10 protein-coding genes and 1 pseudogene are annotated in these 11,655 nt (G+C 54.5%); 9 read left to right on the forward strand and 2 right to left on the reverse strand.

Features of this window, described 5'->3' with window-relative positions; genetic code table 11:
* The 8 genes and pseudogenes from AC2VLR_RS07905 to AC2VLR_RS07940 form a co-directional block, all read left to right on the forward strand.
* Positions 1-215, forward strand: a pseudogene (locus tag AC2VLR_RS07905) (PrkA family serine protein kinase); the annotation flags it as partial.
* Positions 216-578: 363 nt separating this feature from the next.
* Positions 579-1,835 (forward strand): ammonium transporter, encoded by a 1,257-nt coding sequence (locus tag AC2VLR_RS07910; RefSeq protein WP_486881649.1) that lies wholly within the window; start codon positions 579-581, stop codon positions 1,833-1,835.
* Positions 1,836-2,094: 259 nt separating this feature from the next.
* Entirely contained in the window at positions 2,095-3,399 is a 1,305-nt protein-coding gene (locus AC2VLR_RS07915; RefSeq protein ID WP_486881650.1) for a YeaH/YhbH family protein, read from the forward strand.
* On the forward strand, positions 3,392-4,876 hold the full coding sequence (locus tag AC2VLR_RS07920) for a SpoVR family protein (RefSeq protein WP_486881651.1): 1,485 nt from the start codon (positions 3,392-3,394) through the stop codon (positions 4,874-4,876). Before AC2VLR_RS07915 ends, AC2VLR_RS07920 begins: the two co-directional genes overlap by 8 nt.
* Before the next feature lie 169 nt (positions 4,877-5,045).
* Entirely contained in the window at positions 5,046-6,218 is a 1,173-nt protein-coding gene (locus tag AC2VLR_RS07925) for an outer membrane beta-barrel protein (protein WP_486881652.1), read from the forward strand.
* Positions 6,219-6,271: 53 nt separating this feature from the next.
* Positions 6,272-6,610, forward strand: a complete 339-nt coding sequence (gene glnK / locus AC2VLR_RS07930) for a P-II family nitrogen regulator (RefSeq protein ID WP_010639279.1) — start codon at positions 6,272-6,274, stop codon at positions 6,608-6,610.
* Positions 6,611-6,664: 54 nt separating this feature from the next.
* Positions 6,665-7,969 (forward strand): ammonium transporter, encoded by a 1,305-nt coding sequence (locus AC2VLR_RS07935; RefSeq protein ID WP_486881653.1) that lies wholly within the window; start codon positions 6,665-6,667, stop codon positions 7,967-7,969.
* A gap of 141 nt (positions 7,970-8,110) precedes the next feature.
* A complete protein-coding gene (locus tag AC2VLR_RS07940) occupies positions 8,111-9,901 on the forward strand; it encodes a bifunctional diguanylate cyclase/phosphodiesterase (protein ID WP_486881654.1) in 1,791 nt (596 codons plus the stop codon).
* On the opposite strand, the gene AC2VLR_RS07945 is transcribed toward AC2VLR_RS07940, so the two are convergent.
* Both AC2VLR_RS07945 and AC2VLR_RS07950 read right to left on the reverse strand, forming a co-directional pair.
* Positions 9,898-10,455, reverse strand: a complete 558-nt coding sequence (locus AC2VLR_RS07945) for a GTP-binding protein (protein ID WP_486881655.1) — start codon at positions 10,453-10,455, stop codon at positions 9,898-9,900. The genes AC2VLR_RS07940 and AC2VLR_RS07945 overlap by 4 nt on opposite strands.
* Before the next feature lie 156 nt (positions 10,456-10,611).
* Positions 10,612-10,998, reverse strand: coding sequence for a hypothetical protein (locus tag AC2VLR_RS07950; protein ID WP_215842371.1), 387 nt, complete (start codon positions 10,996-10,998; stop codon positions 10,612-10,614).
* Between the two features lie 175 nt (positions 10,999-11,173).
* On the opposite strand from AC2VLR_RS07950, the gene AC2VLR_RS07955 reads away from it, so the two are divergent.
* Positions 11,174-11,551: a glycine zipper domain-containing protein gene (locus tag AC2VLR_RS07955; RefSeq protein WP_215842370.1), complete on the forward strand. Its 378-nt coding sequence runs from the start codon at positions 11,174-11,176 to the stop codon at positions 11,549-11,551.
* Positions 11,552-11,655: the final 104 nt, after the last annotated feature.

The following is an 11,655-nucleotide window of genomic DNA, read 5'->3' on the forward strand; positions in this document are numbered from 1 at the left end:
GGACCAGTTATGAAAAATTGCGCGCCGTCATCGAGAAAAAGATGTTCGCCAATACTGAAGACCTTCTGCCGGTGATTTCCTTCGGCAAAAAAAGCTCCTCCGATGATGAACGCAAGCATCAGGATTTTGTGGCGCGCATGACCCGCAAAGGCTACACGGAAAAACAGGTGCGCCTGCTGGTGGACTGGTACATGCGTTATCGCAAGCATCACTAAACCATCACTGAACCATCACTAAACAACACCCTCACACTCCTGCTTTTTTGACGACTGCCCGCATCTGCGGGCATTTTTCTAGGCAAGGCCGATTTTTTTCATCCACTGCATTCTACCTGATGCACCAAAATAGTGCGTAGTGGAAAACTCCAGCCTTTGCCACTGGCTGGAATCCCCCATCCTGCAGGGTTCCAGATGCTTGCACAGTTTTTGCTAGGCTAGCCTGCAAAGTATGCACGGGGCATTCAGCCTCATAAACGATGGAAACAAGGAGCGACAGTGATGAAGAAGGGAGCAAGGCAATACCGATTTGACAGTTTTTCAGGGATGGGGGCTTTAGGTTTGGGAGTGTTCGTTTCTCTCATGGGTATCCCATTGGCCGAAGCAGGTACCAGCACCCCCAGTTTCAATAGTGGCGATACCGCCTGGATGCTGACATCCACCGCCCTGGTACTGCTGATGACCGTGCCCGGCCTGGCGCTGTTTTATGCAGGGATGGTGCGCAAGAAAAATGTTCTGGCCACCGCCGCCCAGAGTTTTGCGGTGACCGCGCTGATTTCCGTGTTGTGGATGATTGTGGGCTACAGCTTGTCTTTTACCACGGGCAACGCCTTCATGGGCGGTCTGGAGCGTTTATTTCTCAATGGCCTGGGGCTGGATTCGGTCAGCAGCCTCGCGCCGACCATTCCCGAATCCGTCTATATGACCTTCCAGATGACTTTTGCGATCATCACCCCGGCACTGATTGTCGGGGCTTTCGCCGAGCGCATGAAATTTTCCGCCCTGCTCTGGTTTACCGGGCTGTGGTCCTTGCTGGTCTATGCGCCCATTGCCCACATGGTCTGGGGACCGGGCGGCTGGCTGGGTGCTGATGGGGTACTGGACTATGCCGGTGGTACCGTGGTCCACATCAACGCCGGGATAGCCGGTCTGGTGGCGGCTTTGGTCATGGGCAAGCGGGTAGGCTACAAACACGATGCCATGCACCCCAACAATCTGATGTACACCCTCATCGGCGCTTCATTACTGTGGGTGGGCTGGTTCGGCTTCAATGCCGGCTCGGCAGTGGCTGCCAGTGATCGGGCCGGAATGGCGCTGGCCGTCACCCAGATTGCGACGGCCGTGGCTGCTCTGGCCTGGATGTTTGCGGAATGGGCAGCGCGGGGTAAACCCACCGTTCTGGGGATGACTTCCGGAGCCGTTGCCGGACTGGTGGCCATTACCCCGGCTTCGGGTTTTGTCGGCCCCATGGGTGCCCTGTGGATCGGCATTGCCGCTGGTGTCATCTGCTTCTGGGCCTCTGTCTATCTGAAAAACTGGATGGGCTATGATGACTCTCTGGACGCCTTCGGAGTACATGCCATGGGCGGGATTGTCGGGGCACTGCTGACTGGAGTTTTTGCGGTAAAGGCCATTGGCGGTACCGCGGGGGTGCTGGAAGGCAATACCGGGCAGTTGCTGATTCAGGCCACCGGCGTGGGCGTGACCATTGTTTATGATGCCATCGTCAGCTTCATTATCCTAAAAGCCATCGACTGGACCCTCGGCTTGCGGGTGAAAGAAGAGCAGGAAAGGGAAGGGCTGGATATTACCCAGCATGGTGAGCAGGTTTACGAATAACTGTTCATCAGAACCTGTGGCGGACCGTTGCCGGGCCTGCCACAGGGGTGGTCAAGGCTGACCAGAACACGCTTTGCATATACGCAGCAGCTTCTGTGCTGCGCCTGTTTTCCAGAACGCATTACCCGCGTAGACTGGGAACATATTCGGAGCCTGTTCTGCTCAACCCGTAGCGGTGCTGCCCCGCAACCTTTCTCCCGGTTTTTGCGTCATCAGCGAGAAGGATGAAAAAATTGGGGGTTTCCCCAAGGAGTCTGCCATGAGTACGATTATCGACCGGCGCAGTTCTGGCACTCGCTCTACCAGCAATCAGGAGCGCCTGCAAAGACGGGTCCGTGCCCGCCTGAAAAAGGCCGTGGAAAAAATGGCCCGCTCCGGTTCCATTGAAGACCTGGCCAATGCCGATCAACCCATTTCCATACCTACCCGCGACCTGCACGAACCTAGTTTCCGCCGGGATCTCAGCGATGCCTCCTGGGAAAGGGTCTTGCCGGGCAACAAGGAATACCAGCGTGGTGACGAAATTTCCAAACCCGAGGGTGGCGCTTCAGGGCAGGGACGCGAAGGCTCACCCGATGGCCTCGGCGAAGACGAAGTCGCCATCGTCCTCTCCGCTGACGAGTTTCTCGATCTGCTTTTTGATGGCCTGGCCCTACCCAATTTGCGCAAAACCTCCCAGGGCGATGTTCAGGCGGAGCAATGGCGGCGGGCCGGATTCATCAAGGACGGCAGTCCTTCGCGGATGCACGTTGGCCGGACCATGCGCGCCGCCCGGGCGCGGCGCCTGGCCCTGCGTGCCGGCAAGCGCCGCGAACTCCAGGAACTGGAAGAAGCCCGCAGCATATTGCAGCAGGAGATCAGCGCGCGCATGGCCCGCAAGCAGGATGTTTCCCTGGAGCAGGAGCGGCTGCGCGACCTGGACGAGCAGATTGCTGTCCTCGCCCGCAAAATCAAGGCGATACCCTTTATTGACGAAGCCGATCTGCGCTTTGCCCATATTGATCAACAGCCCCACCCCATCACCAATGCGGTCATGTTCTGTGTCATGGATGTTTCGGGCAGCATGGGTGAAAAGGAAAAAGATCTGGCCAAACGCTTTTTTCTGCTGCTCTATCTTTTTCTGCACCGCCATTATCAGGCAGTAAACATCGTCTTCATCAAGCATCACAGCACCGCCACCGAGTGTACGGAACAGGCCTTTTTCGGGGCTCGGGAAGGCGGCGGTACCCTGGTTTCCCCGGCCATCGAGCTGACCGAAAACATCATCAACCAACGCTTTCCGGCGGAGCGCTGGAATGTGTATGTGGCCCAGGTTTCCGATGGTGATAATTATTTTGCCGACAACGCGGTGGTAGCCGATCATCTCAATCAACTATTACCCCGTCTGCGCAATCTTTTTTATCTGGAAGTCAATCGTGAGAGTGAAAGTGACCTTCTGCAGTTGTATGAAGGTATTGCCGAAAACCATCCCGAGCTGATTACCGCCCGAGCCAGTGCCCGGGAAGATATTTATCCCCTCTTCCGCGCACTGTTTTCCCGTGAGGAGCTCCCCCAACATGGCTGACTACCTGTTTACCGACAACGATTGGACCTTTCCCCGGCTGGACGCAGTCACCCGGGCTATCGCAGCCATTGCCGAGGAAGAACTGCACCTCGACACCTACCCCAACCAGTTGGAGGTGATCAGCGCCGAACAGATGCTTGATGCCTACGCTTCCATTGGTCTGCCGGTGTATTACGCGCACTGGTCATTTGGCAAACAGCGGGCCATCGAATCCGGCCAGTATCGACGCGGCGAAATGGGCCTGGCTTATGAACTGGTGATCAACAGCGATCCCTGCATCAGTTATCTCATGGAAGAAAACACCATGACCATGCAGACCCTGGTCATCGCCCATGCCGCTTTTGGCCATAATGCTTTTTTCAAAAACAATGCGTTTTTCCGGCAGTGGACTGATGCCGAAGGCATCATTGACTACCTGGCATTTGCCCAACGCTATATTGCCCAATGTGAAGAACGCTTCGGGATGGATGCAGTGACCGACGTGCTGGATGCCGCCCATGCCATCAGTCGCAATGGTATCGATCGGGCTCGCCGCCCCCGCCAGCTTTCGGCGCGGGAAGAAGAACAGCGCTGGCAGGAACGGGAGCGCTACCTGGAACAGCAGGTTCTGGAAATCTGGCGAACCCTGCCACCCGTATTGGGCCAAAAGACCCAGCAAACAGACGTTTTCCCCTCCGAACCACAAGAAAACCTACTCTATTTCATTGAGAAAAACGCACCGCATCTGGAGGGGTGGAAACGGGAAATTCTGCGCATTGTGCGCAAAATCACCCAGTATCTGTATCCCCAGGGTCAGACCAAAATCATGAATGAGGGTTTTGCCTGTTTTGTGCATTACCACATCATGCACAGTCTGCATGGCAAAGGATTATTGACGGATGGCACCCTGCTGGAGTTCTATGCCAGCCACACCGCCGTGGTCATGCAGCCTGACTTTGATGATCGCCGGTATAGTGGCATCAACCCCTATGCGCTGGGCTTTGCCATTTTTCAGGATATCAAGCGGATTTGTGTGGCCCCTACGGAAGAAGACCGGCGCTGGTTCTCCTTTGCCGGCGATCCGGACTGGCTCAAGCAGATTCATTTTGCCATGCGCGAATTTCGCGACGAAAGCTTCGTGCTGCAATACCTTTCTCCCAAGGTGATGCGCGACTTGCACCTGTTTTCCCTGCGCAACGCGGTGGATGAAGCCAGCTACAAGGTCAGCGCCATCCATGATGATGCCGGCTATCAACATCTGCGCGAGGCCCTCGCCCGGCAAATCGCCGACAGCAGCCGCCCTCCGGATATTCAGGTGGTTTCTGTAGATCGCTGGGGAGACCGACACTTACGGCTGAAACAGATGGACCAACAGCCACTGGACCTGGAAGAAGCCCAAAAAACTCTGGGGTTTTTGCATCATCTCTGGGGGTATGACGTACATCTGGATATTGAAGACCAGACTTTAACAGCTCCGCAATCGCTGTCAGCAGACTGAGCAACGGCGTCGCACGCACCAACATAATGCATACCGCACTTTTTTAGTGCATAACACCTGTCACCTCCCCGTCAAATTTAATAAACAGCCTGTTATACAATGATTTTTTAAGTGGCATTGAATTTGCTAAACGCTTTCTGCAACTACACTGACAGGGAGCGTTACAGCAATGAGAACAGCAAAATCAAGCAGTCGATTTAAACCCGTGGTCCTGGCGATGCTGGCGGTTTCGCCGCTGGTCATAGACAACGCTAAAGCAGATCCCCTGGCTCTGCCCAGCCCCCTGACCTTTGAAGCCGGCCCCCTGGGAACCCTCAATGTTCAGGGCATAGCCAGCGGCTATGGGGTGTGGCAGAGCAACAAGTTTCCAGCGTCCAGTTTTCAGGGCAGCAAATCCGCCGCCGTCGACATCAGCAACGGCATGGTGATGATTTCCAAGAATTCCGGCCTCATCCAGTTTGCAGTCCAGGCAGGTGCGTACAATGTCATGACCCTAGGGAGCAATTATGCGTCCACTGCTACCTTCACCCAGAACACTTTTGGCGCATTACCCACCGGTTATATAGAAATTGCCCCTTCTGATCACTTTAACATCCAGATTGGCAAGCTCTTCACCCTCATCGGTGCGGAATACACTTTCAGCTACCAGAACTGGAATATTGCCCGCGGCCTGCTCTGGGGACAGGAAAATGCCGTCAACAAAGGGATTCAAGTCAATTACAGCGACGGTCCGATTACGGCAGCCATATCCTGGAATGATGGCTTCTACTCCAATCGTTTCAACTGGATGAGCGGCATGGTCACTTGGGCGCTGGACAAACACAACACCCTCTTCGTCCAGGGTGGCGGCAATCTGGGGCATACAGATTATGCCTACACCAGCATTGCCACCACACCCTTACAAAACAATGAGGCCATTGTGGATGCCGGCTACACCTACAGTGGTGGCAACCTGGTCATCACGCCCTATATGCAGTACACCAGCGTCCCCGGCAGCGCCATCCAGTCCCTGGGCGCCGGAACCAAAACCACCAGCACCCTGGGCGGCGCCATTCTCGCCAACTATAGCCTGACGGACAAAATTTCCCTGGCGGGCCGGGTGGAATATATCAGCAACTCGGGTACGGCTACGGATGGCTCGGCCAACCTGACCGGCTTCGGGGCGGGATCCCATGCCTGGTCACTGACCGCCACCCCCACCTACCAGGACGGTGGCTTTTTTGCCCGGGCTGAGCTGTCTTATGTCAAGGCCAGTATGGCCAGCGGTACCGGTTTCGCAGGTCCAGACGGGCTGGCCAAAAGCCAGGTCCGCGGCATGGTCGAGACAGGTTTTATGTTCTAACCCCCGGGGGGCTATCCCCCGGGATGTTCCAACCCTGTGCAAGAGGTAACGTCATGAAATTGATTACTGCCATTGTTAAACCCTTCAAGCTCGATGATGTCCGCGAGGCGTTATCGGCGGTCGGGATTCAAGGCCTGACGGTCACCGAAGTCAAAGGCTTCGGACGCCAGAAAGGTCACACTGAGCTCTACCGTGGGGCGGAGTATGTCGTGGATTTTCTCCCCAAGGTCAAAATTGAAACGGTCATCAGTGATGATGCCGTGGATCAGGCCATAGAGGCCATCGAAAAGGGTGCCCGAACCGGAAAAATCGGGGATGGCAAAATTTTTGTTTCGGAAGTGCTCGACGCCATTCGTATTCGTACCGGCGAAACCGGGAATGATGCGCTTTAAATTTTCAGTTCGTTTTACAACCGCTCTTATATTGTTAAAAGGGGGAATTACCTCATGTCAGTAGCCTGGCTGAATACCGGCGATAACGCGTGGCAGCTCACCGCCGCAACCATCGTCGGAATGCAAAGTGTTCCGGGGCTCGTGGTACTTTACGCGGGCATTGTCAAAAAGAAGTGGGCCGTCAATTCTGCTTTTATGGCCTTTTATGCTTTTGCTGCGGTACTCATCGCCTGGGTGCTCTGGGCGTATAACATGGGTTTCGGCCACCAATGGTTTCCTTTTGTCGGCCTGCCCCATCCTATCATCAGCATGAATGATGAACTCACCCAGGCGCTGTTGCCTACCTCCAACACCTCGGCCGCCTTTCCCATGTCGACCATGGTGTACTTTCAGTTTGTGTTTGCCGCCATCACTCTGGTGATTATGGCCGGCGCTTTTCTGGGACGCATGAGTTTCAAGGCCTGGATGATATTTGTACCGTTATGGCTGACCTTCTCCTATACGGTCGGAGCCTTCAGCCTCTGGGGCGGCGGCTTTCTTTCCACCCTCGGGGTCATCGATTATTCCGGTGGTTACGTCATCCATCTGTCGGCGGGTATTGCCGGCTTTGTCGGGGCTGCAGTGATTGGTCCCCGTCTTGCCCGGGATCGGGAAAACTTCCAGCCCAACAACGTGCTGCTGATGCTGGTCGGTGCCGGTATCCTCTGGCTCGGCTGGAACGGCTTCAACGGCGGCGATCCCTATGCTGCCAGCCGCGATGCCGGTGCGGCGGTACTGAATACCAACATTGCCACGGCCGTCAGCGTTATTGTCTGGACCATCATGGATATTTTCTACTTCAAGAAACCGGCGGTGATTGGTGCGGTACAGGGCATGATTACCGGCTTGGTGGCTATCACCCCGGCGGCGGGTGTGGTGGATGGTTGGGGCGCTATTGCCATTGGTATTGCTTCCGGCATTATCCCCTGGATCAGCATGAACATGCTGGGTAAAACCGCCCTGTTCCGCAAGGTGGATGACACTCTCGGCGTTTTCCATACCCACGCCGTAGCCGGAGTGCTCGGTGGCATCATGACCGGTTTGCTCGCCACCAAGGAAGGCTGTGCGGCTTTCGGATTGAGCACCCCCGGAGGTGCCATCGACGGTAACTGGCATCAGGTCTGGCTGCAGATTATTGGCGCTGCCTTCATTATCGCCCTGAATATTGTGGTCACCTATATTCTGTTGAAGCTGATCAGCCTGGTTGTACCGCTGCGCATGTCTGAAGAAGAACTGATGATTGGTGATGATGCCATTCACGGTGAAGAAGCCTACGCCTTCTACGGTGATGGTGAGCGGCGTCCGGTGACGGGTGACTGAAGCCAACAACTAACTCGGCAACAAACATACGGCGGGAAACCGCCGTTTTTTATGCAAGATTTCGAAAAATGACTAATTACTTAGTGGGTACTTCGCGAACGCGTTAAGGAACATTCACCTCAAGAAGGACACAAGGCCACGATGAACCTGCCAGCCATTCTCGGACGTCTGCAAAATCTGACGCGAACCTATGACTTCCATATCTTTTTTGAGGAATGCGCGGCGTTGGCAGCTGAACAATTGCAGGCCGAAGGAGCCGCCTTCATCGTGCGTGAGGGAAGCACCCTGCGTTATCTGTTCTTCCATGGCCTTCCCGCCGCCTATGCAGAATTGGCCAGCCACGTTTTTCCCGATGATCAGGGCATCAGCGGGCAGGCACTTCGGCGGGATCGGGCCGTCTATGTGCCTGATTATCCCGCTGACGCCTCGGCAATGCCGGAATATATCGCCACCGGGCTCAAAGCCAGTCTGGTGATTCCCGTCCATGGTCCTGATGGCATCAATGGCATTCTTGCCATTTCCTGGTTTGCCTCACAGCCCCCCGAAGTCAGCGAGGAGCAACTGCAGTTTGCCCAGCTGCTGGCGGACATGCTCGGGGCCGCCTGGTACCGCATGGGCATGGAAATTCATCTGGAGCATATCGCCACCCGGGATGCCCTGACGGGGGTTCCCAACCGTTACCAACTCGAAGAAAGACTGCAGACTGCCTGTGCGCGAGCGCAACGCGATCAACGCACCCTGGCTCTGGTTCTTCTGGATATTGACGGCTTCAAGGAAGTGAATGACAGCCTGGGGCACCAAGCCGGAGATCGACTGTTGCGTGAAATCGTGACGCGGCTCCACGATGTTCTGCGCGCCAGTGATACCATTGTCCGCCTGGCTGGCGACGAATTCATTCTGCTCCTGGAAAATCTGCACAGCCGTCGGGATCTGGAAGATATTCTCCACCGGGTATTGATTGCCCTGAATATCCGCATGGGAATCGATCAGCAACAAATCCAGGTCACAGCCAGCGCGGGAGTCACCACCTATCCCCACGACGATGTCGATGTTTTGGAACTGATTCATCATGCCGATCAAGCGGTTTATCGTGCCAAAAGCCAGGGGGGTAACCGCTGGGTTTACTACGATCATACCGACGATGATCGTCGTCTTGTCGCACAACGCCTGCGCGGGGAGCTGGAGCGTGCCCTCAAACAGAAGGAATTCATCCTCTACTGGCAACCCATTATAGACTTACAGACCGAGCAATGTGTTGCTGTGGAAGCCCTGATTCGCTGGCAGCATCCCGAAAGGGGACTGTTACTGCCTGCCAGCTTCATGGACATCGCCGAAAAATCTCCGGCCATGCAGCGCATCGGTACATGGGTCATTCAAGCTGCCTGCCAGCAGGCTAATGCTTGGACAGAAGCGGGCTTTCCCCTGGATATTCAGATCAATCTGTCGGCCCGACAAATTGAAAATCATCGACTTTGCGAGGAATTACGCGAGAACTTGAATCACTGTCCGGCGCTGTCTGCTCATCAGATATGCCTGGAACTTGTGGAAAGAATCGCCTTGCGGGATCTGCGCAAAACCGCGCGCCTGATCAGTGATTGTCAGAGTCTGGGGGTACGTTTTGCCCTCGATGATTTTGGTACGGGACCAGCGGCCCTGCAGTATTTGCTGGAATTGGGCTGCAACCAGATCAAAATCGATCATAGCTTCGTCATTCCCCTGCCGCAAAGTCCACGGCATCAAAATATGGTCTTGGCCATGGTGCAGATGGCCCATGCCCTGGGCGTTTCTGTAACGGCAGAAGGAATCGAAGACGAAAAAACCAAATGTTTAGTAAAAAAGGCCGGCGCAGATCGTGCTCAGGGATACCATTTGGCCAAACCCATGCCAGCGGGAGAACTCACTGAATTCATAATACAAAAAGCCGCTTCTTAGCCTTCTGTTTGTACGGACGGGATCATCTCATCGAGTAACAGCCGTAACAACGCGAAAACCTCTTCCGGATTTTGCGCATCTGTCGTCGTCAGACGCAAACGCAGATCACCATGTCGCAAATAGGGCGGCAACTTGAGCACATCGCGCTCTTCCAGCGACAATTTGTTCAGTGCCACAACGACCACAGCCCGATTTAGAAACGGTAAAATCTTGTCCAGATACAAATGAATGGCTGCAATGGGGTTAGGACGCTTGGCATCTACCAGGACTACCAGCCCATCCGTATTTTTGCCGAGAATCTCCCACATGAACTGGAACCGTTCCTGACCGGGAATCGCATATAAATGTAAGCGATAATCGGTCTTTGGACAGGTAATGGCGCCATAATCCATGGCCACAGTAGTCGTTTTTTTCTTTTCAGATGCCAGAGCATCGGAGTACCTGGCATCGGTACTCAGCATGTCATCGCCAAAAATGGAATGGAGGGCCGTCGTTTTACCTGAACCAACATGCCCGGCAATGATGACTTTCTTTTCAGTGGGTGCGGCACACATAAGCTAATGGTTCCTTTTACATTTCATTTGCAGAAACCTGAATTTTCTGCAAAGGATAGCATATTCACCATTATTGTGCACCGCCCTTTTTATCCAATTTATCAGAATATTATCATCTAAGACCCGGGGCTATTCATGCCGTGCAGAGCGACAATATCAGGGCTGACTAATTGCCTGACCGACATAACGACCCATCCAGTGCTCAATTTGCTGCACTTCCTGAAGATGTCCATATAGACCAATGCGCGCTGAAAATTTGGTCACGGCAGCGCCCTTGGAGGTGAGGTTGATCAGAACAGCATTTCCCTCTGCATCATAGCCATGCACTTCCACCGTCGTCGGACTGATCTGCTTGGCACCAGTAAAATGCATGCCCGCCTGGGGTAAAGCCTTTTCTGCAGCGGCGGTGACAACCGCCAGAGAAGCCGGGTAGTAGGTATAATAAGGCACAGGATTGACTTGCGGCGCCCAACTGGCCGTACAACCACTAAGCCCCAGGGCCAAAACCAGGGATACTGCGGTAATGCGTGACGAAAAAGACATAAACTTCCTCCAAAACAACCATAAAGACGCTTAAAGAATCTTATAGCGCCATTATAGCCGAAAAACCAGAATATAATGCCTGTAGCCAGTTAACTACAGTGGCGCGTTCTGGAAGCTTTGCACCATAATAACAAAGCACGTTATGATGGATTTACTCATAGAGGAGCTGGAAAAGATGAAAAATGCAAAGTGGTTGATGGCTGCGGCCCTCCCCCTGATGCTCGCGGGTTGCGCAAATAATCCTTATGCCAGCAATGGCACCACCGCCAACACGGCGGGCGGTTCATTGCTCGGTGCGGTGGCCGGTGCCGTCATCGGCAACCAGACCGGCTCACCTCTGGCGGGTGCAGCCATTGGTGCCGGTCTGGGTGGTCTGGCGGGTTATGGTTTGTCCAAAAGTCAGGAACAACAAGCGCCAGCGCCGCAGCAGGGTTATTATGCGCCTCCTCCGGGTAATGTCCCTTGTCCGGCCGGATATGTATGTAACCCTACAGCTCCACAATACCAGCAACCTCCAGCTTGCCCTGCAGGTTACACCTGTACGCCTCGCTAGGTTCATGCCTGTATCTGACCCTCAAGCTTCGTCTCAAGAATCCAGTATTGAAAGAATCTCTGGGTTCCTTGAGAGCGAAAGAATATCCGGTAACAACCTGCTTT

This window comes from Acidithiobacillus sp. TH-A117 (genome assembly GCF_057473465.1).